Origin of the sequence: [Mycobacterium] fortunisiensis, assembly GCF_019050325.1 — a bacterium.
Lineage (GTDB): Bacteria > Actinomycetota > Actinomycetes > Mycobacteriales > Mycobacteriaceae > Mycobacterium > Mycobacterium fortunisiensis.
The window spans coordinates 155,508-176,807 of sequence record NZ_VOMB01000002.1 but is presented as its reverse complement, the minus strand read 5'-3'; the positions used below and the strand labels follow the sequence as shown (position 1 = coordinate 176,807).

The 21,300-nt window shown below is 68.1% G+C and carries 16 protein-coding genes; 7 read left to right on the top strand and 9 right to left on the bottom strand.

Features of this window, described 5'->3' with window-relative positions; genetic code table 11:
- Nucleotides 1-11: 11 nt before the first annotated feature.
- A complete protein-coding gene (locus FR943_RS01305) occupies nucleotides 12-923 on the bottom strand; it encodes a TIGR03564 family F420-dependent LLM class oxidoreductase (protein WP_217154481.1) in 912 nt (303 codons plus the stop codon).
- A gap of 428 nt (nucleotides 924-1,351) precedes the next feature.
- Complete coding sequence (locus FR943_RS01300) at nucleotides 1,352-2,689, bottom strand: acetyl-CoA C-acetyltransferase (RefSeq protein ID WP_372448063.1); 1,338 nt, start codon at nucleotides 2,687-2,689, stop codon at nucleotides 1,352-1,354.
- A 73-nt stretch (nucleotides 2,690-2,762) separates the two neighbouring features.
- On the opposite strand from FR943_RS01300, the gene FR943_RS01295 reads away from it, so the two are divergent.
- Entirely contained in the window at nucleotides 2,763-4,115 is a 1,353-nt protein-coding gene (locus FR943_RS01295; protein WP_217154480.1) for a 3-oxoacyl-ACP reductase, read from the top strand.
- Nucleotides 4,116-4,127: 12 nt separating this feature from the next.
- Nucleotides 4,128-4,943, top strand: a complete 816-nt coding sequence (locus FR943_RS01290) for a MaoC/PaaZ C-terminal domain-containing protein (RefSeq protein ID WP_217154479.1) — start codon at nucleotides 4,128-4,130, stop codon at nucleotides 4,941-4,943.
- Between the two features lie 32 nt (nucleotides 4,944-4,975).
- On the opposite strand, the gene FR943_RS01285 is transcribed toward FR943_RS01290, so the two are convergent.
- The 3 genes from FR943_RS01285 to FR943_RS01275 are packed head-to-tail and all read right to left on the bottom strand — an operon-like array spanning nucleotide 4,976 to nucleotide 10,537.
- Nucleotides 4,976-8,338, bottom strand: a complete 3,363-nt coding sequence (locus FR943_RS01285) for an ATP-binding protein (protein WP_217154478.1) — start codon at nucleotides 8,336-8,338, stop codon at nucleotides 4,976-4,978.
- Nucleotides 8,331-9,074 carry a DUF4194 domain-containing protein gene (locus tag FR943_RS01280; protein WP_217154477.1) on the bottom strand — a complete coding sequence of 248 codons (744 nt, stop codon included), beginning with the start codon at nucleotides 9,072-9,074 and terminating at the stop codon, nucleotides 8,331-8,333. Before FR943_RS01280 ends, FR943_RS01285 begins: the two co-directional genes overlap by 8 nt.
- Nucleotides 9,071-10,537 (bottom strand): DUF3375 domain-containing protein, encoded by a 1,467-nt coding sequence (locus tag FR943_RS01275; protein ID WP_217154476.1) that lies wholly within the window; start codon nucleotides 10,535-10,537, stop codon nucleotides 9,071-9,073. The genes FR943_RS01280 and FR943_RS01275 overlap by 4 nt, the downstream gene beginning before the upstream one ends.
- Nucleotides 10,538-10,678: 141 nt before the next feature.
- Between FR943_RS01275 and FR943_RS01270 the strand changes: the two genes are divergently transcribed.
- Nucleotides 10,679-11,767: a methyltransferase gene (locus FR943_RS01270; RefSeq protein ID WP_217154475.1), complete on the top strand. Its 1,089-nt coding sequence runs from the start codon at nucleotides 10,679-10,681 to the stop codon at nucleotides 11,765-11,767.
- A gap of 7 nt (nucleotides 11,768-11,774) precedes the next feature.
- Here FR943_RS01270 and FR943_RS01265 read toward each other — a convergent pair whose 3' ends face one another.
- Nucleotides 11,775-12,398, bottom strand: a complete 624-nt coding sequence (locus FR943_RS01265; RefSeq protein ID WP_217154474.1) for a TetR/AcrR family transcriptional regulator — start codon at nucleotides 12,396-12,398, stop codon at nucleotides 11,775-11,777.
- A gap of 137 nt (nucleotides 12,399-12,535) precedes the next feature.
- Nucleotides 12,536-13,678, bottom strand: coding sequence for a glycoside hydrolase family 3 N-terminal domain-containing protein (locus FR943_RS01260; RefSeq protein ID WP_217154473.1), 1,143 nt, complete (start codon nucleotides 13,676-13,678; stop codon nucleotides 12,536-12,538).
- A 102-nt stretch (nucleotides 13,679-13,780) separates the two neighbouring features.
- Here FR943_RS01260 and FR943_RS01255 point away from each other — a divergent pair, with 102 nt between their 5' ends.
- Together FR943_RS01255 and FR943_RS01250 are read left to right on the top strand one after the other, a co-directional pair.
- Entirely contained in the window at nucleotides 13,781-13,954 is a 174-nt protein-coding gene (locus tag FR943_RS01255) for a DUF2613 domain-containing protein (protein WP_003881739.1), read from the top strand.
- A 40-nt stretch (nucleotides 13,955-13,994) separates the two neighbouring features.
- Nucleotides 13,995-18,251: an alpha-(1->3)-arabinofuranosyltransferase gene (locus FR943_RS01250; RefSeq protein ID WP_217154738.1), complete on the top strand. Its 4,257-nt coding sequence runs from the start codon at nucleotides 13,995-13,997 to the stop codon at nucleotides 18,249-18,251.
- On the opposite strand, the gene FR943_RS01245 is transcribed toward FR943_RS01250, so the two are convergent.
- Nucleotides 18,185-19,123 (bottom strand): R2-like ligand-binding oxidase, encoded by a 939-nt coding sequence (locus tag FR943_RS01245; RefSeq protein ID WP_217154472.1) that lies wholly within the window; start codon nucleotides 19,121-19,123, stop codon nucleotides 18,185-18,187. The two genes, FR943_RS01250 and FR943_RS01245, sit on opposite strands and share 67 nt — an antisense overlap.
- Nucleotides 19,124-19,165: 42 nt before the next feature.
- A complete protein-coding gene (locus FR943_RS01240) occupies nucleotides 19,166-20,764 on the bottom strand; it encodes an MFS transporter (RefSeq protein WP_217154737.1) in 1,599 nt (532 codons plus the stop codon).
- 34 nt (nucleotides 20,765-20,798) lie between these two features.
- On the opposite strand from FR943_RS01240, the gene FR943_RS01235 reads away from it, so the two are divergent.
- Together FR943_RS01235 and FR943_RS01230 are read left to right on the top strand one after the other, a co-directional pair.
- Entirely contained in the window at nucleotides 20,799-21,116 is a 318-nt protein-coding gene (locus FR943_RS01235) for a GNAT family N-acetyltransferase (RefSeq protein ID WP_217154471.1), read from the top strand.
- Between the two features lie 3 nt (nucleotides 21,117-21,119).
- Complete coding sequence (locus FR943_RS01230; protein ID WP_217154470.1) at nucleotides 21,120-21,272, top strand: PNPOx family protein; 153 nt, start codon at nucleotides 21,120-21,122, stop codon at nucleotides 21,270-21,272.
- Nucleotides 21,273-21,300 lie beyond the last annotated feature (28 nt).

Here is a 21,300-nt window from a genome sequence, read left to right as displayed (position 1 = left end):
CCTGCTCGCGGTCAGCTTTCCAGCGAACGCAGCAGCGCCCGGGTACGGGCCCTGGTCTCCGGCGACGCGTCGAACGCCACCCCGACATACTCGTCGACGCCGTCGGCGCTCAACGACCGGATACGTTCCGCCACCGCACTTTCGTCGCCGATGATGGCGGCGTCCTCGGGACCGGCGTATCCCTCCCGGTCGAGCATGGCCCGGTAGGACGGCAGCTGCCCGTACATGGCGAACTGTTGGGCAGCCTGGGCGCGGGCCCCGTCGACGTCGTCGGTGACGCTGACCGGTAGCGCTGCCACCACCCGGACCGAACGCTCCCCGGCCGCCTCGCGCAACGTCGGTGCGACGTGCTCGGCCAGCGTCTTGGGGCCGGTCATCCAGGTGACGGTGCCCGCCGTACGACGGCCCGCGAGTTTGAGCAGCTGTGGCCCCAGGGCGGCGATGTACACGTCCGGCGCCGAGGCCCCCGGAATCTGCAAGGCGCCCCGGGTCGTGACGGTCTCACCGGGCGCATCGGCCGGCTCACCGGCCAGCAGCGGTTGCAGCCCGTCGAGATATTCGCGGAGCCGACGCACCGGCTTGTCCCACGGGATGCCCCACATGCCCTCGGTCACCGCAGCATGGGTCATGCCGAGCCCCAGCAGGAAGCGGCCCCCACTGATCAGGCTCAGGGTCAGCGCGCGCTGCGCCAACAGCATCGGGTGCTGGTTCTGGATCGGGATCACCCCGGTGCCGACCTCGATGCCGTCCACCTCACGGAAGGCCACCGCCAGCACGGTCAGCAGGTCGGGTTCATACGGCATCTGGGTCATCCAGACACGGCGGAATCCCTCGTCACGCAGCTGCGCGAGATTTTCTACGGTGGCGTCCACCGGGGACCGACCGCCGGCTTCGCTGAGTGAGGCAAGGATGCTGATCTGCATGCCCCCACGCTATGGCGTCAGAAGGCAAAAAAGGGCGGGTTCGGGAGGACACCTGGGGGCGTTACTTTTCGACTCACGCAGTCGGTCTTTCACCCCTGTACCGACTCTTTGGATCAGTCACTCCCGAACCCGTCGTAGCGTCGATCGTACGCCTCGGGTACCCCTCAAACCAGAGGAAAATACGGTCGAATTTCGCCGGAGCCCGATAGCTAGGTCGCTCCGTGTTGCCGTCGGGTCGGGGGGTCAGACGGCAACACGGAGCTACCCGTGTATCGACCCTTGTCCCGTCGCCGTTACACATCCAGAGAACAAACTTTTCGGATGTTTCCGCCGCGGCGGTCGGGCCTGGTCAGCCCTCGCTACGCCTCCACTCCCCGTGGTCGGCTCCGCAAGCTACGCCTCCACACCCCCATGGTCGGCTCCGCAAGCTACGCCTCCAAAATCGCGGTGACGCCCTGCCCCCCGGCCGCACACACGGAGATCAGGCCGCGCACCGGCTTACCCGTTTCCTTCCGTTTCTCAGCCAGCTGCTTGGCCAGCTGCGCCACGATCCGGCCACCGGTGGCCGCGAACGGGTGTCCCGCTGCCAACGAGGAACCGTTGACGTTGAGCTTCGTGCGGTCGATGCTGCCGAGCGCTTTGTCCAGACCGAGGCGTTGCGTGCAGTACTCGTCGGACTCCCAGGCGGCCAGGGTGGCCAGCACCACCGAGGCGAACGCCTCGTGGATCTCGTAGAAGTCGAAGTCCTGCAGGGTCAGCCCGTTGCGGGCCAGTAGCCGGGGCACCGCGTAGGTCGGTGCCATCAGCAGACCGTCGGGCCCGTTGACGTAATCGACCGCCGCGGTCTCGCCGTCGACGAAGTAGGCCAGCGGCTCGTGACCATGCGCGGCGGCCCAATCCTCGCTGGCCAGCAGCGCCACCGAGGCCCCATCGGTCAACGGCGTCGAGTTGCCCGCGGTCATGGTCGCGTCGCCGGCCTTGACGCCGAACACCGGCTTGAGCTTGGCCAGCTTCTCCGGGGTGGAGTCCGCGCGCAGGTTGTTGTCGCGGTACAGCCCGAGGAACGGGGTGACGAGATCGTCGAAGAAGCCGCGGTCGTAGGCCGCAGCCATGTTGCGGTGGCTCGCCGCGGCCAGTTCGTCCTGGTCGACGCGCTTGATGCCCATCTTCTTGGCGGTCACCGCGGCGTGCTCGCCCATCGACATGCCGGTGCGGGGTTCACTGTTGACCGGGATCTCCACCCCGAGGGCGGCCGGCAGCTTGCCCACCAGCTTGAGCCGGTCCAGGTTGGACTTGGACCGGCGCAGGCCCAGCAGCACCTGGCGCAGGTCGTTGCCGAAGGCGATCGGGGCGTCCGATGCGGTGTCCACGCCACCGGTGGCGGCGGACTCGTACTGGCCCAGCGCAATGGCGTTGGCCGCGGTGATCGCGGCCTGCAGACCGGTGCCGCAGGCCTGCTGGAGGTCGAATGCCGGCGTGTACGGCGACAACGAGCTGCCCAGCACGCATTCGCGCATGAGGTTGAAGTCGCGACTGTGCTTGAGCACCGCCCCGCCGATCACCGCGCCGAGCCGTTCACCGGCCAGATCGAACCGCTCGATCAGACCGTCCAGGGCTGCGGTGAACATGTCCTGGTTGGAGGCGTTGGCATAGGCGCCGTCGGACCGCGCGAACGGAATCCTGTTGCCACCCAATACGGCAACGCGTCGCCGGGTCGTGTTGTTGGCCATCTGTTTGCCCTCCACTGTCGGGTTGTCCGGGGCCATATTACCCACTGTTCTTACTCTGGAGTAAGTTCGGTATGGACAACGCAGCACTGCGAAGCGAAAGGCAGCTGAAGTGGCTTCCGACCTGTTTTCCCAAGTGGTCAATTCCGGGCCGGGATCGTTCCTGGCCAAACAGCTGGGCGTACCGCAGCCCGAGACGCTGCGCCGCTACCGGGCCGGCGACCCGCCCTTGGCCGGGTCTCTGCTGATCGGCGGGGAGGGCCGCGTCGCCGAGCCCCTGCGCACCGCCCTGGCCGGCGACTACGACGTGGTGTCCAACAACATCGGCGGCCGTTGGGCCGATTCCTTCGGTGGAGTGGTGCTCGACGCCACCGGCATCACCGACGCGACCGGACTCAAGGAGCTCTACAAGTTCTTCACCCCGGTGTTGCGCAATCTCGGCTCGTGCGCACGCGTGGTGGTCGTCGGGACCACCCCGGAGCAGGCCGGCAGCGTCCACGCCCAGGTCGCCCAACGCGCGCTGGAGGGCTTCACCCGCTCGCTGGGCAAGGAGCTGCGCCGGGGCGCGACGGTGGCCCTGGTGTACCTGGCCGCGGACGCCGACCCGGGTGCGACGGGCCTGGAATCCACCATGCGGTTCATCCTGTCGGCCAAGTCGGCCTACGTCGACGGTCAGGTGTTCCGGGTGGGTGCCGCCGATTCGACCGCGCCCGCCGATTGGGACAAGCCGTTGGCCGGCAAGGTGGCCGTGGTGACCGGTGCGGCCCGCGGGATCGGCGCGACGATCGCCGAGGTGTTCGCCCGCGACGGCGCGACCGTGGTGGCCGTCGACGTTCCCCAGGCCGCCGAGGACCTGGGCAAGGTCGCCGAGAAGGTGGGCGGCAGCGCACTGACCCTGGACGTCACTGCCGACGATGCCGTCGAGCAGATCGTCGCCCACGTCACCGCCCAGCACGACGGCAAGGTCGACGTGCTGGTGAACAATGCCGGCATCACCCGCGACAAGCTGCTGGCCAACATGGACGAGGCCCGCTGGGACGCCGTGATCGCGGTGAACCTGCTTGCCCCGCAACGCCTCACCGAAGGCCTGGTGGAAGCCGGAGTGCTGGGTGACGGCGGCCGGGTGATCGGGCTGTCCTCGATGGCCGGCATCGCCGGTAACCGCGGGCAGACCAACTACGCCGCCACCAAGGCCGGGATGATCGGGCTCACCGAGGCGCTGGCCCCGGTGCTGGCCGAGAAGAACATCACCATCAACGCGGTCGCCCCCGGGTTCATCGAGACCAAGATGACCGAGGCGATCCCGCTGGCCACCCGCGAAGTCGGCCGCCGGCTGAACTCACTGTTCCAGGGCGGACAACCAGTGGATGTGGCCGAGCTGATCGCCTACTTCGCCAGCCCGGCGTCGAATGCGGTCACCGGCAACACCATCCGGGTCTGCGGCCAGGCCATGCTGGGGGCCTGAGCGGTGAACAACATGCTCCGCGCTGTCGTCGGCGCCCTGCCGTTCATTCCGCGCGACGAGACCCTGCCGGACCGCACCGTCACGGTCGAGCAGCTGCCCATCGACCCGGCCAACGTCGCCGCCTACGCACAGGTGACCGGGCTGCGGTTCGGTGACACCCTGCCGTTGACCTACCCGTTCGCGCTGACCTTCCCGACAGTCATGTCGCTGGTCACCGGATTCGATTTCCCGTTCGCGGCAATGGGTTCGGTGCACATCGAGAACCACATCACGCAGTACCGGCCGATCAAGGTGACCGACACCGTCAGCGCGGCCGTGCACGCGGAGAACCTGCGTGAGCACCGCAAGGGGTTGTTGGTCGACATCGTCACCGACCTGAAGGTCGGCAACGATGTGGTCTGGCATCAGGTGACGACGTTCCTGCATCAACAGCGCACCAGCCTGTCCGGTGAGCCGAAGCCCGAGCCGCAGAAACAGCCGAAGTTGCCGCCGCCCAACGCGGTCCTGAGCATCACCCCGGGCCAGATCCGGCAGTACGCGGCAATCGGCGGGGACCACAACCCGATCCACACCAACGGGTTGGCCGCCAAGCTGTTCGGCTTCCCGACCGTGATCGCCCACGGGATGTTCAGCGCGGCAGCGGTACTGGCCAACATCGAGGGGCAGCTGCCCGACGCGGTCAACTACTCGGTGCGGTTCGCCAAGCCGGTGGTGCTGCCGGCCAAAGCCGGGCTCTATGTCGAGCGCGACGCCGACGGCTGGGAGCTGACGCTGCGCAACCTGAAGAAGGGCTACCCGCACCTGAGCGCGACGATCAGCCCGGTCTGAGCCTGGATTTACCCGGCGAGGCCAGGGCACCGTCACGCGCTGGGCACGGCATCCCCGGGAGTGCGTCGCAGATCGGCGAATTCGGAGATCGACGCCGACGTGACCGAGGCGACGGGCCGGGCATTGGGCGCCGACGCGTCGGACTTGGACACCATCACGACGTTGTCGATGTAGGGCTGGATCGTGGTGCTGTTCTGCACGGTCGACACGATCACCAACTGGAAGCCGAACTTGCGGAACGCCGAGAGCGCCTGCTGGGCGAACTGCGGATCCGATTTCGAGAAGGCCTCGTCGAGCATGAGCTGGGCGAACAGCGGCCGGGTGTCGTCACTGTCCGGGCTGGCCAGGTTGAAGCTCAGCGCCCCGGCCAAACAAAACGCCATCAGCTTCTCCTGCTCACCACCGGAGTTGTCCCCGGAGTTGCTGTAGGTCCGGATCACCTCACCGGTCTCGGCGTCGCGCTCCTCGCAGTACAGCACGAACCGGTTACGCACATCGAGCGCGTCACGAGTCCACTGCCGGTCCTCGGGAGTGTTGCCGGCCAACAACTTTCGCAACTGCAGGATGTCGGTGTACTGCTCGAACATCGCGGTCTCGTCGCCGAAGCTGACCAGTGACACCCGCGCCGAGATACGCTGGGCCTTCTCGTTGAGCTCGTCGACGGCGGCCAGATGCCGGGTGCCGGCGTGCAGGGTCAGCCGGGTGCCGCGGTTGAACTCCACCGCGCCCAAACCGGTGTTGACCCGGGCGATCTGCTCGGTGATCCGCCGCGCCTCGTTGTCGGCGATCATGTGCAGGTTCAGGATCGCCCCCGGCGCCTGCTCGGTGATCAGCCGCTGCATCCGGTCGTACGCATCGGGCAGCTCTCGCTCGTCGATCCGCCGGCACAGCGCCACGTAATCGTGCACCCGCTCGTCGAACACGTCGCTGTCGTTGGGGATGGCGTCGGGGAACGACGCGTCGTACGCGGCCATGATGCCGGCCAGTTCATCGTGCGATCGGTTGCGGTCCGCCCGCAGCCGGTCCCGCTCGCGGCTGATGACCCGACTGAGTTCGGCACGGTAGGGCTCGGATTCGAGCAGCTCCAGGGGCAACGCCACCTCGGCGGCATAGCCGTCGATGGTGTCGCGGGCATGCCGCGGGAACTCGCGGTCCCCGAGCCGTTCGGTCAAGACCTCGCTCAGCTCCAGCAACGCGGTGCGCCTGCGGTCCAACGTGGACTCGCGTTCGTTGAGCGAGCCGATCTGCTGGATCACCTTCTCGACCCGCTCCCAGCATTCCTCGGCGCGCTGTTGGAGCCGCTCGGCGTCGGGATTGTCGGACACCAACAGGTTGTGTTCGTCCTGCAGCCGGTCGAGCAGCTCGTCGACGGAATCGGTGTCGATGTCGCTCCACTGCAGGTACTGCTCGCACAGTGCCCGGCAGGCCCGCTCCCGTGACTGCAACTGGCCGCGGTGCTCGTCGAGCCGCTCACGGGCACTGCGCGCCACCTGGTAGACCTCCTGGGCGGCCGTCAGATCATCTTGCAGCGCTTCGATCTTGGCCGCGGTGCCGCCGAGGAAGATGTAGTCCGAGGGACGTAGCCGGGACCGGTCGTCCTTGATCGACAGCCGGCCACTGTCCTTACGCAGGCCCTGATCGGTCACGGCGCGGGATTGCGCGGTGAACTCCTCCGGGCCGTCCACACACACGTGGTCACCGATACCGGCGATGACGTTGAGCGCCTCTACGGCGCTGTCGTGGATCGGGTCGGCGAGCTGAAGTTTGGTGGCGAGCGTCCCCGGCGGCGGCGTGCGCAACTGCGCGCCGTGTTGGACGTGCTGCAACTGGATCCGCCCGCGCATGTCGTTCTCGTTGACGAAGCGCAGGGCCCGCTCCATGTGGGCATCGGGCACCAGGAGACGTAAACCGGCCCCGCGCAACACTTTCTCGACGGCCAACCGCCAGCGTGTCTCGTCGGGTTTGAGCTCCATCAGCTCGGCGACGTAGACCAGGTCACGCTCGGAGATGTCGAGCTCCCGGGCGATGCGGGCCCGCATCTCGTACTCGGTTCTCGGGAGCGGGGAACCCAGCCGTTGCACCCGCTCCAGCTCGGCTTCCACCGTCTCGCGCGCCTCGCGCGCCCGCACTTCCTTGGCCGAGGCCTCGACGTAGGGCTGATTGCCGGTGAACAGCTCTCGATGCAACCGGTCGGCCTCGTCCATCAATGTCTCACGCAGCGACCAGAATTCCTCACCGTTGTCCGGTGGGGTCAAACCCAGGGCCGTGACCTTCTCCTCGTAGGCACTGCGCCGCCGCGACACCTCGTCGCTGATCCGCTCGGCCTCGGTGAGGCGTTGCTGCAGGGGCACCAGATCCACGGTCATGGTGTTGATCTGCGCCATCAACGAGTTGTGCTCGTTCTTCAGCTGGCGCTGCTGGGTACCGAATTCGTCGCGCTGAGCGCCGAGTTGGGTGATCTGATCGTCGAGGTTCTCGATCTCGGGGCCGGCCTGGGCCAGCCTGAGATGGTCCACGTAATCCCGGATCATCGCGTTGTCGATGGTGTCGATCACGCCGAACTTCGCCGCCTCGTCGGCGTAGCGCGCCTGTACCGCGGCAATGTTGCCGAGGGTGTTGCGCTTGCGACGGGCCACGTCGAGCAGGCCGCGGGCCTCGACCAGTGGGTTGATCTGCTCGAGCGCCTCTTCCACCCCGCTGAGGCTGGCCGGCTCGTCGAGCATGAACTCACGGACGAACTGCTCAAGGCCACCAACGCTTTTCAGCGACTTCGCCTTGCCCAGCAGCTGCTGGGCGGCTTCCGACGCCCGAATGCCGATGCCGGCGTAGAGCTGGGCCAGGTACTGGCTCTCACTGCGGCCGCCGGTCCAACCGTCGTCACGGAACACGGCAGCGTCATAGCCGTTGGCCGCCCACCGGTTGCACGGGCCGAAGATGTCGCGGTCGGCGTCGATCAGGTAGTAGCGGCTGCCCGGATCGGATGTCTTCTCGGCCGCCAGCCATTTGAGCACCAGCCCGGTGACCGCGCGCCCCGACCGATCCCGATAGGTGACCGCCACCGCCGACCAGGCCGGACCCGTGCCGCGCAGATACATGATCTGACGGCTGGTGCCCTCGCGTCGCTCACCCCAGGCACCCCGGACGTACTTGTCGACGGTGCGCTTGCCGGTGCCCGACCCGGCTGCCGTGGTGTCGCCGGAGGCGTTGAAGTTACGCCGGTGCGACGGCAGGAACGCCAGCGAAATCGCGTCCAGCAGTGATGATTTACCGCTTCCCGAGGATCCGGTGATCAGGGTGCCCTGTGGACTGAACGGGATCGAGTGGTACCCGTCGAACACACCCCAGTTGATGACCTGCAGCCGCGACAGATAGAACTGGTTGGTCGGTTCAGCCATGCGCGTCCACTTCGTCGGAGAGTCGTTCGGATGCGGTGTCACCGGCGTCGGTGTCCTCGGTACCGGTACCGTTGGCGGCCCGCTTGAGCTGCTCGAACTGCTGCTGCAACTCGGTGATCATCGAGGCCGTCATGATGGCGTTGACCACCGGGCTGATCGTGAAACTGTCTTCGTCCTCCCGGTTTCGGACCAGCATCTCGATGTCGGTGAGCCGCTCGATCGCGTTGTCGATCCGCTTGTCGAACGACGCGGTGTCACGGTCGGTGTCGTTGTTGACGCCGGCGAACAACTCATGGATCTCGTCGCGGCTGATCAGGACATTCTCGTCGCGGGAGGCCGCGCGCATCAGCTTGGCCAGGTGCAGCGCCAGGATCGAGTCATAGGTGTTCAGCGTTTCGCGACGCAGCAACCGGCGCCGCCACGACGATTCGTAGTCGGCCTGCTCGACGTAGGCGATGTCGTGATCGTCCGAAATGCACAGCCGCATATCGAGTTCGGACAACCGCACGGTCAGCTCGGTGCGGTAGCGGGTCACCCACGACCACAGCTCGGAGTGGTTGTCCTTGCTGACGTAGCGCCGCGACAGCAGGTGCTGCAGCGCCCAGCAGGCCCGGTCCGGCAACTCGCTGACGTCCCCGTCGAATCGGGGGGCGCGCCGCTGGTCGGTGGAGCGCTCGACGGCGTCGATGCTGGGCAGGGCATCGAAATCAATCGAGCTGTCCGGGGTGTCGGTCATAGCAGGCTCTCGCTGACAGTAGGGATGGGTTCGGTGAAAACCAGTCGGGGAATCTCGATTTCGCGGTCGGCGCCCTCCAACGACCGGAACCGCACCCGGACGGTTCCGGCACCGTCGGCGGCCTGCTGTTTGAGCGCCCAGGACCACAACACGATCACGTGTCCGAGATAGGCCGCATCCAGCATGCCGATCGCGTCGGGCAGCGACACCGGGCCCGAGGCGACCGCGCGGTTGACCACCTCGGCCAACTCGGTGGCGTCCACCTGGGACGCCAGCGCCGAGAACGCCGAGAGATTCACCTCCCCCTCGGACGGCTCGGCCTGCGACGGCTGGACGGCGTCGCGGATCTTGAACGCCACGGCGCCAATGGAATTGAAGTCGGTGCGGACCAGCGGCACCTCGACACCGAGGCGGCTGTCGGCGAGGGAGACGCTGAGCAGGTCGTGCGCACTGGCCAGGGCATCGTTGAGCTGGCGGGTGACACCGCGGCTGTGCTCCAGGGTGCCCGAGGCGACGAAACGCTTGATCCGCCGGGCACACCGCTGCCGGGTCCGGCCCACCTCGGCGGTCTGGGCCGACACCAGGCTGAAGAAGCCCGTCATCACCTCACGCAGGCTCGGATCCAGGTGCGGGAGTTCACCGGCCACCATCTCGATGTCGGCGACCAAGGCCGCCCGTTGCTCGGGATCCTGGATCATCCGGGTGAAGGCGGTGTAGGACGCGCTCTCGCGGGAGGCGAACAGCGCCTCGTAGTCGTCGAACAGTTGCCGCTGACGTTCCCGGTAGCCCAGATCGGTGTCGGCGGAGGCATCGAGCAACCGGGTGGTGATGCGGTTGAGCATCGCGCCGTACTGCCCGATGTCGGAGACGATCTGCTCCATCTGCAGGGCGATGGCCCGCGCCTCGTCCTCGACGTCGACCAGATCGGGTTCAGGCCGTTGCCCCTGCTCCAGCGCCGCCAATTCGTCACGCAGCTTGGCGATTTCGGCCTCGATGTCGGCGCGGATGCGATCCGGGTCATTGCTGACCTGCCCGGCGACCCGGCGCAATCCGGCGGCGATACCGGTGATCGACCCGCCGGTGGCGACAGTGTCCTCACGGCGCATACGGCGGGCGAAGTCCAGCCCGGCCCGGGCCTCGTAGGTGAGGTAGCAGACATTGCGTTCGGTGTCCCCGGACTGCTCGGTGATCCGGTGCAGCCAGCCCTGGCCGGCCCAGTACTTGATCAGCGCCAGGCCGGACTGCTCGGTTTCGGAGCCCAGGTCGCTCAGGTCGCGTTCCAGCCGGGCCACCAGCTCGGTCTCGGCCAGTTTCGCGCCGCGGTCCAGGTGCCGCTCCATCAGGGTGAGGTAGGTGGCCAGGTTGTTCGTCGCCAACAGCCGTGCCGAGCGCGAATCGGCCACCTCGCGGTTGAGCTGGTAGAGCTGATCCAGCGACTCCCGGCCGGTGGCGGGGTCAGGCATGGCCGGCCCTTCGTTTCGCAATGGACATCGACCCCACTTTATGCGGCTGACGCGACAGCCCCGACGCCAGTTCGGTTTGCTGCCGAAGGAGAGTCGACGATAGTGACCAACGACTCGACCGGCACGCTCTAGAGTCATCCGGTGAGTCCCGCCACGGTGCCGCCCGCCGGATTGGTTCGCGCGGTCGAACGCGTCCGTCACCTTCTGCGTCGCCTGCACCAACGCGCTGTGCCGGCGCCCGCAGCAATGCTGGAAATGATCCTGGGAGCCTGGGTCGCCCAAGGTATCGCGGCCGCCGCACAACTCGGCGTGGCCGACGCGCTGGCCGGCGGCCCGCTGTCTGCAGTGGAACTGGCCCGCCGGGTGGACGCCAACCCGGACACGTTGGACCGGCTGATGCGCGCACTCGTCGGCGAGGGCATCTTCCGCCGGACCCGAGACGGGCGCTACGCGCTCAACGCGCTGGGCGATACGTTGCGGAAAGACGCACCGGTCTCGATCGCCGGGATGGCGAAATTCGTCGGTTCACCGCAGCATCGTGAGCACTGGAGCCACCTGGCCGACGCGGTCCGTTCCGGCGAGGCCGTCATCCCCAAGCTGCGCGGCAAAGAAGCGTTCGACTATCTGGGCTCCGAACCCGAACTCGGGGCGATTTTCAACGATGCGATGACCAGCATCTCGGAACTTGCGATCGCTCCTGTCGTGGCGGCCTACGACTACACCCGCTTTGGCGTCATCGCCGATATCGGTGGCGGACACGGCCGACTCCTGGCAGCCGTCCTCCGGGCCACCCCGTCAGCCCGCGGACTGCTGTACGACCTGCCCGGGGTCGTAGCGGGGGCTCCGGAGCTGCTGGTCAAGTACGGCGTGGCGGATCGGGTGCAGGTGGTCGCCGGGTCGTTCTTCGACAGTGTTCCTGCCGGCGCCGATGCGTACGTGATGAAGAACATCATTCATGACTGGCCCGACGACAAAGCCGTGGCGATCCTGCGCAACGTGCGTGCAGCGGCCGCACCGGGCACGACGCTGCTGCTCATCGAGGGCGTGATCCCCGACCACGACCGCGAATTCCTGGGCAAGTGGACCGACATGGAGATGCTGATCGGCATCGCCGCGAGGGAACGCACCGAGGACGGCTACCGCCGCCTCTACGAACAGGCCGGGTTCCGCCTCACCCGCGTGGTGGCGACGGCCTCTCCGTTCAGCGTGGTGGAGGGTGTGGCGATCTAGCCTAGATCTAGCCCGCCGAGACAGACTGCGTGCCCGACTCCGACGGCGTGCCCTTCAGACCGCGCCAGAACAGGTTGATCATCAACTCGGCGGCGTCGTTGACATCGGAGTCCCCGGTGCTGACCCGGCTCGCGATCGCCTCACCGGCGCCCACCAGCGCCACCGCCATCATCTCGAAGTCGCTGTCCGGCTGCGGATTACGGGTGCCGGTGCTCAGCAGCCGGGCCACCAGGTCGATGATGCGCTCACGGCCTTCGCGCACGGTGTGGGCGAAGGCCTGCGAGCTGGTGGCCTGGGTGTAGAGCACCATCCAGGAGGCCCGGTTGGCGTCGATGTAGGTGAGGAACGAGCGCACCGCGCTGCGCAGCAGGTCCTTGGGGCTCTGGGTGAAGTCGATCTCACCACGCACCACGTCCACAAAGCGGGTCAACTCCCGGTCCAGGCACGCCCCGAACAGCTCTTCCTTGGAGCCGTAGTAGAGATACAGCATCGGCTTGGAGATCTCGGCCTCCGCGGCGATCGCGTCCATCGAGGTCTCGTGGTAGCCGTTGACCGAGAAAATCTGCACCGCAGCATCGAGCATCTGCTGTTCGCGTACGGCTCGCGGCAGCCGCTTCGTTCCACCTGCCATCCGAACAGGATATGCGTCGACTCGGAGTGCCGGGTGGCCGCGTCACACCATGGCGAACAGCCGCAGAGGTACCCCAGAACGCGCGATTTCGGGTGCGTTCACGTCTGCTCGCCGGAAGAGGCCTTGCCGGAAAAGGCTCAGCAGTGTCCCCCACCTTTGGCCGCCACATTGCGCTGCAACGCAGCATCCACCGCGGCCTGGTCCAGCTGACCGTCGGACAGCGCCTTCTCCAGACCGTCGAGCACCGCGGGCACCTCGTCGGTGGTGATCCACAGCGCGTTGTCGGCGCCGGCCTGGAAGGCCTTGAGCACCGCAGCGGCCACCCCGTAGCGCTGGTTGATGGCGGCCATGCTGGACAGGTCGTCGGTGTAGACCAGGCCGTTGAACCCGGGGCCGCCGTAACCGCCCGAACGCAGCAGGTCATAGGCCGCGCGGCTGAGGCTGGCCGGATCCGTCCCCGTCAGGCCCGGCACCTCGAGATGTCCGACCATGACCGCCACCGGGGCCTGGGTGGTCAGGGTGGCGTAGGGCACCAGATCGTTGGCCTTCAGCTCTTCCAACGGCGGGGTGGTCACCGAGCCGGTGTGGGAGTCACCCGAGCCGTGACCGTGACCCGGGAAGTGCTTGAGCACGGGCAGCACCCCGGCCTCCCGTAAGCCGCGGGCGTAGGCACCGGCGTACTCGGTCACCTTGGCCGGGTCGTCTCCGAAGGACCGGTCGCCGATGACGGTGTCATCGGGATCGGCGGTGATGTCGACGACGGGCGCGAAGTCGACGGTGATGCCCATGCCGCGCATCTTCCGGCCACGATCCAGCGCGATCCCGTACACCTCGTCGGCGGTGTGGGTCTGGGCCAGCACCCGCGCCGAGGGCTGTTCACCGATCACCGAGGACAGCCGCGATACCCGTCCGCCTTCCTCGTCGACGCTGACGGCCAGCGGCAACGGCCCGGCCGCGGCGATCTCGTTCAACGACCCGTCGCCCAACATCGACAGGTCGGTCCAGCTGCCGATCATGATGCCGCCGACGTGCTGGTTGCTCACCACAGCACGGGCGTCGTCGGCATCCTTGACACCGACGGTCAGCAGCTGTGCCAATTTGTCGCGCGGGGACAGGGCCGCCGGATCACACACCGGGGCGGCCGGCAACGGGGCGTGCGTCGACATGTGCTCCGGAGCCGCCGAGTCCGACGGCGATGACTGCGGCGGTGAGCTCGGAGAGCAGGCCAGCAGCAGCCCGGACAACGCGACGAACGTGGCGACGAGACGCGGTGCAGCCATGGGGCCCGACCTTAGCCGCTGAGCGCACGGTTATCGATTCGCTGCGTGTCGACCCAGGTCCGCTCACACGGTTCGGTGGTGTCCCCGTGCTACGTTGACCGGGTGAATCGGTTCGTCATCCCCTCCGCGGCCAGCATTGTCGTCGGCCTGCTGTTGGGGGCGGCAGCCGTCTTCGGTGTGACGCTGATGGTGCAGCAGGACACGAAGCCTCCGCTGCAGGCGGGCGACCCGGCGTCATCGGTGCTCAACCGGGTCGAGTACGGCGACCGGTCCTAGCTTGGATGTGCCGCTAACGCGGCAGGCAGCTGCCCTGCCGTTGTCGCGGCGCTGGCTGTGGGTGGTCGCCACTGCGACACTGCTCCTGACTTTCGCCCAGTCGCCCGGAGAGATCTCACCCGATACCAAGCTCGACCTGACCGCCAATCCGCTGCGGTTCCTGGCTCGCGCATTCAACCTGTGGAACAGCGACCTGCCGTTCGGGCAGGCGCAGAACCAGGCCTACGGCTATCTCTTCCCGCACGGCACCTTCTTCCTGGCCGGCGATCTGCTCGGCGTCCCCGGCTGGGTGACCCAGCGGCTGTGGTGGGCGCTGCTGCTGACCGTGGGTTTCTGGGGATTCATCCGGGTGGCCGAAGCCCTGAACGAGGGGCGGGGCATCGGCAGTACCAGCTCGCGTGTGCTGGGCGCACTGGCGTTCACGCTGTCGCCGCGGGTGCTGACCACACTGGGCGCGATCTCGTCGGAGACGCTGCCGATGATGCTGGCGCCGTGGGTGCTGCTGCCGGTGATCCTGGCGTTGCGCGGCGGGGACCGGAATCTGCGGCTGCTGGCCGCCCGGTCCGCGGGCGCGGTGGCACTGATGGGCGCGGTGAACGCGGTCGCCACCTTGACCGGCTGCCTGGCCGCGATCATCTGGTGGGCCTGTCATCGGCCCAACCGGCTGTGGTGGCGGTTCACCGCGTGGTGGGCACTGTGCGGGGCGTTGGCGATCACCTGGTGGGTGGTGGCGCTGGTGATGCTGGGCCAGATCAGCCCGCCGTTCCTGGATTTCATCGAGTCGTCGGGCGTCACCACACAGTGGATGTCGCTGACCGAGATGTTGCGTGGCACCCACAGTTGGACCCCGTTCGTGGCGCCCACCGCCACCGCGGCCGCTTCCCTGGTGACCAGCACGGTCGCGGTGTTGGCCACCACCCTGGTGGCAGCGGCCGGGCTGGCCGGGCTGGCGTTGCGGTCGATGCCCGCCCGGGGCCGGCTGATCACCATGTTGATGGTCGGGGTGGTGCTGCTGGCGCTGGGCTATTCCGGGGGGCTCGGCTCGCCGGTGGCGGCCGCGGTGCAGGACTTCCTGGACGGTTCCGGTACCCCGCTGCGCAACCTGTCCAAGCTCGATCCGGTGCTGCGGCTGCCGTTGGCGCTGGGCCTGGCGCATCTGCTGGGCCGGATTCCGCTGCCGGGCAGTGCCCCCCGCCTGGTGTGGCTGCGCGCGTTCTCCCGGCCCGAACGGGACAAGCGGATCGCGGTGGCGATCGTGGTGCTGGCCGCCCTGGCCGCCGGAACCTCGCTGGCCTGGACCGGACGGATCACCCCGGCCGGGACGTTCACCGCGATCCCGCAGTACTGGCACGACACCGCCGACTGGCTCGACGCCCACAACACCGACCGGGGTCGGGTGCTGGTCGCTCCCGGCGCCCCGTTCGCCACCCAGACCTGGGGGAACAGTCACGACGAGCCACTGCAGGTACTCGGATCCAGCCCGTGGGGAGTGCGTGATTCGATTCCGCTGACCCCGCCGGAGACGATCCGCGCGCTGGACTCCGTGCAGCGGCTGTTCGCCGCCGGCCGTCCGTCCGAGGGCCTGGCTGATACCCTTGCCCGACAAGGCATTTCGTATGTGGTGCTGCGCAACGACCTGGATCCCGACGTGTCCCGGTCGGCGCGTCCGATCCTGGTGCACCGCGCGTTGCAAGGATCGCCCGGTCTGTCGAAGGTGGCCGAGTTCGGCGACGCGGTGGGCCCGGGAACCCTGGAGGGCTTCGTCGCCGACAGCGGGCTGCGGCCGCGCTATCCGGCGGTGGAGATCTATCGGGTCGACACCGGCGGCACCAACCCGAGTGCGCCGTACCTGGTGGACGCCGACACGATGACGCGGGTGGCCGGCGCGCCCGAGGCGTTGCTGCGCCTGGACGAGCGGCGCCGGCTGACCGGCCGGCCCCCGCTGGGCCCGATGCTGCTGACCGCCGACGCCGAACGCGCCGGACTGCCGGTTCAGGTCGACGGCTCCGGGGTGATCGTCACCGACACCCCGATGGCCCGCGAGATCGACTACGGCCGCGTCGACGACCACGCCTCGGCGATCCGCACCCCCGACGACGCCCGCCACACCCACAACCGGGTCCCGGACTATCCGGTCGACGGCGTCGCCCCGGTTTACGGCAAATGGAACGGCGGGCGGGTGTCGGTTTCGAGCTCGGCGGCCGATTCCACCGCGCTGCCCAATGTCGCGCCGGCCACCGGACCTGCGGCGGCGGTCGACAGCGACAGCTCGACCGCGTGGGTGTCCAACGCCCTGCAGGCCGCCGTCGGCCAGTGGCTGCAGGTCGATTTCGAGCATCCGGTCACCAATGCCACGCTGACCATCACCCCCAGTGCCACTGCCGTCGGCGCGCAGGTGCGCCGCATCGAGGTGGCCACCGCCACCGGTACCAGCAGCCTGCGGTTCGACACCCCGGGCCAGCCGCTGTCGGTGCCCTTGCCGCTGGGAGAGACACCGTGGGTGCGGGTCACCGCGGTCGCCACCGACGACGGTTCGGCCGGTGTGCAATTCGGCATCACCGATTTGGCGGTCACCCAGTACGACGCCTCCGGCTTCGCCCACCCCGTCACCCTGCGGCACACCGTCGAGGTGCCCGCACCGCCCACGGATTCAGTTGTCGCGCAATGGGATCTCGGCACCGAGCTGCTGGGCCGCCAAGGCTGCGCCGAAAGCCCGGCCGGTGTCCGCTGCGCGGCAGCGTTGGGCCTGGCCTCCGAAGAACCGGTGAACCTGAGCCGCACGCTGTCGGTCCCCGCGCCCACCGACGTCGAACCCACGGTGTGGATCCGCTCGCGGCAGGGGCCCAAGCTGGCCGATCTGGTGACCCAGCCGCACACCACCCGCGCCTTCGGCGACGCCGACCCGATCGACGTCCTCGGTTCGGCCTACGCCGCCACCGACGGTGACCCACGGACGTCGTGGACCGCGCCACAGCGGGTGGTGCAGTTCAAGGCGCCACCCACACTGACCCTGAAGTTGCCCGCGCCGACGGAAGTGGGTGCGCTGCGGATCGATCCCGGCCGCAATCAGCCACCCGCGCACCCGACGCTGGTGGCCATCGATCTCGGTGACGGGCCACAGATGCACACGCTGGACGGCGACGGCACAGCGATCACCGCGAAACTCAAGCCGCGGGTGACGGACACGGTGACGGTGTCACTGCTGGGCTGGAACGACATCATCGACCGCACCTCGCTGGGATTCGACCAATTGAAGCCGCCCGGGCTGGCCGAACTGACCGCCCTGGATGTGCGGGGCAAGCCGATCGGCGCCGCCGACTCCACCGCCAATCGCGCACGGACGGTGTCGCTTCCGTGTGGACAGGGTCCGATCATCGGTGTGGCCGGTCAGTTCATCCAGACATCGGTGCGCACCACGGTGGGGGCATTACTCGACGGCGACCCCATCCCGGCCCACCCGTGCCGCACTGCCCCGGTCACGCTGCCGGCCGGCCAGCAGGAACTGCTGGTCAGCCCGGGTCCCGCCTTCATCGTGGACGGTATCGTGCTCGACACCCCGCTGGTCGATCAATTACACACGGCCACAACAACTTCCGTCGACACACCGTCGTGGTCACCGGACCGTCGCCAGGTGGAGGTGCCGGCGTCCACGGCGGCCCGGGTGCTGGTGGTTCCCGAAAGCGTGAACCCGGGCTGGACCGCCCGGGACGCCGAAGGCACCGCCCTGACCCCGGTGAAAGTCAATGGCTGGCAACAGGGCTGGGTGATCCCGGCCGGCGCCGCCGGCCCGGTGACACTGTCCTTCCCGTCCAACACGCCGTACCGGATCGGGTTGATCGGTGGGCTTGCGCTGCTGCCGGTACTGGCACTGTTGGCGCTGTGGCCGGCTCGGCGCCGAAGTCCAGAATTCCATCCGGCCCGGCCCTGGCAGCCGGCCCCGGCATTGACCGGGGCCGCGGTGCTGGCCGTCGGGACAGCCATCTCCGGTGTGCCGGGACTGGTGGTGGCCGGCGGTGCGCTCGGGCTGCGCCATCTGTTGCGCGATCGCGACGACCGGTGCGAGAGACTCACTGTGGGCGTGGCCGCTGGAGGAATGATCCTTGCCGGGGCGACGCTCAGCCAGTATCCGTGGCGTTCGGTCGACGGCTATGTCGGACACTCCCCCTGGGTGCAGCTGCTCGCGCTGCTGTCGGTGGTGTTCGTCGCAGCCTCGACGGTCACCCGGCCACGTCAGGCCGATGCCAGCGCGCGCTCGTCCTCGTCAGCGAACGTGTCCTCCAACCGCAGCGGTGAATAGTCGAGATCGATCTCGGCGAGTGGCCGGCCGCGGGCGCTGCTGATGGTGCCGAACCGGCGCATGCCCTTGTCGCTGGAGTACTGCAGGAACTCGTCTTCGACCAGACCGAACGGAATGTCGGGGGCGTACAGCGCGAACCCCTCCTCCGTCAGCCGCAGCGCCACCGGGATCAGCTCGTTCATCCGGTTTTCGAACACGGCCCAGTTGGCGTCGTCGGCGGCCACGTGCCGGCGGCAGGTGAACGTGCCCCACGCCATGTGCCGACGTTCGTCGTCACCGATCCGCCGCACGAGTTCCTGCATGCCGGGCAGAATGCCGCGCCCGACACAGATCCGGTGCCAGGCGAAGTACCCGGTGAGCGCCAGCATGCCCTCGACGACGTGGTTGTACACCACCGACGCGCGCACCTGAGCGGCCGGTGACGGGTCCGCGGTCAGCGTTGCCAAGGATTCCGGCAGCTCGTCGCAGAAAATCTGACGATAGGCCGGCAGCTCGTCGAAATAGCCGTGCAGATCCTCGGTTACCCCGACGGCGTCCAGCCACAACCGGAACACCTGGGTGTGCTTGGCCTCTTCGAATGCGAACTGCGTCAGGTACATCTCGTCACCCAGGCGTCCTTCCGCGCGCATCGCCGCCAGGAACGGCTGGATGTCGTTGGTGACGGCCTCCTCACCGGCGATGAACTGGGCGCACAGCCGGGTGGCGTACTCGCGTTCCCGCTCGGTCAACGATTCCCAGTCCGCCCGGTCGCGGGAGAAATCGATATCGGCCGGATTCCAGAATTTCGCGTTGCCCCCGGCGAAGAGTTTCAGCGGCAGGCTGTCCCAGTTCAGACCGCCGGCTGCCAGCGACCCGAAATGCGTTCTCGTCATGGGTCGACCTCCTGAAGATGCGACATGGTCGTGTGCCCTACTTCACATCCTAGGGATCTTCACCGCGATCAGATGGTGCGAAACCGACTCGCCGACCACCCAGCGCTCCACCGCCTGCTCGATACTCAGATCGTTGCCGGTCAGGCGGGTGCGATGCTGGCGCAGGTGCTCGTCCCAGGACCGCACCACGAACGCCTCGATGAACATGCCGTCCCGCTCGACACTGCGGAACAGCTGCCATTGCGCGGCCCCGGTGCGTTGTCGAGAGCGACCGAGCACGCCCATCGCGGCGAAGAACTCGGCCTCGTGGTCGGTATGCACCTGATACGAGGTGAGGACCAGAACCGGGCCGTCGGGCGGTTCGGGCTCGAACACCAGGGCAGGTTCGGGCCAGTGCGCCGACGGGGTCAGATCGAGATCGCCGGTGCGCGCGTGCAGCGGCCACCACCGGGCCGACACCCCGCAGAACACCAGCAGACCGGCACTGATCAGCAGAGCCGTGACGCTGCTGGTGACACCGGCGACCAGGCCCCACATCAGCGAGCCGATCGCCTGCCCGCCCATGAAGGTCAGCTGATACACCGACAGCCCGCGGGCCCGCACCCAGGCCGGCAGGCTCAACTGCATCGACGCGTTGAGCGTGGACAACGCCAACAACCACGAGATGCCGCCGACGACGAGCGCGGCCAGCACCACAGCGAAGTTGTGAATCAGCGCCAAAACCGTGGTGGCACCGGCGAATCCGAATGCCGCAGCGATCAGCAACGTGTTGAGCCCGAACGCCGACTGCAATCGGCCCAGCACGAACGCGCCGAGCACGGCCCCGACGCCGAGCGCACCGAGCAGCAGGCCGTAACCCGATGACGACAATCCCATCTGCCGCTCGGCGATGACCGCGAGCAGCCCCCACAGTGCGCTGCCGGGCGCGATGAACAACACCGCCCGCAGCAGGATTCGGCGGATGATCGGCGAACGACGGATGAAGCGGCCGCCCGCGTTCAGTGCGGCCAGCGGCCGCTCCGCCGGCAGCAGCTGCTCGACAGCCGGCCGGCGCCACAGCAGCAGCACCACCACGATGCCGGCGAACGACACTGCGTTCAGCGCGAACACCAGTGTCGGACCGGACAGCGACACCAACGCTCCGGCGATCGCCGGTCCGATCGCCCGGGCCCCGTTCATGCTCATGCTGCCCAGCGCCGCGGCAGCCGGAATCTGTTCGCGCGGAACCAGGTCCGGCTGGATGGCCTGCCAGGCCGGGGCGGTCAGTGCCTGCCCGCATCCGATCAGGAACAGCAGGGTCAACAGCACCGTGGGGGTGGCCAGGCCGGCACCGGTCAGCATGGCCAGCGCGGCCACCCCGGCCGCCATCGCCCCCTGGGTGGCCAACAGCAACCGGCGCCGGTCGACCAGATCGGCCAGGACACCCGACGGCAGGGCGAGCAACATCACCGGCAGCGTGGTGGCGGTCTGCACCAACGGCACCAGCACGGGCGCACGCGGATCCGCGACCAGCATCCACTGCGCGCCCACGGTCTGCATCCAGGTGCCCAGGTTGGAGACGAATTGCGCGATCCACAGCGCCCGGTAGATCGGTGACGCCAACGGCGCCCACGTCGACGTTGCTCGGACGGCCATCTGCATGATCGTGCCAGTGCGGTTGCGGCATAGTGAAGACATGGCTGAAGTACGCAACATTCCCGGACAACGCCATTACGAGATCACCGTCGACGGTGAACATGCCGGCCTCGCGGCGTACGTCGACGCCGGCGACCAGCGGATCTTCCACCACACCGAGGTGGACGACGAGTTCAGCGGACAGGGCCTGGCCGGTGAACTGGTGTCGGCTGCGCTCACCGATGCCCGCGCCGCAGGCAAGCGCGCCGTCGCGGTCTGCCCGTATGTGGCCAAGTATGTGCAGAAGCACCACGATTTCGACGACATCCTCGACCCGGTCACCCCTGAGGTGATGGCCGCGGTTGAGGCGGCCGGCTAAGCCTTGGCGTCGACGCAGAAGTGGCGCAACGTACTTCGCCACCCGCAGGTGGCGTTCATCGTCGACACGGCGCTCTCGGTGCGGCCGCCGGACGCCCGCGGCGTCGAAATCCGGGGCACGGCAGCAGGCATTGCCGGGGCCGGCGCCACCGCCTGAGACTGGGCAGAATCCCCACACGCGAGGG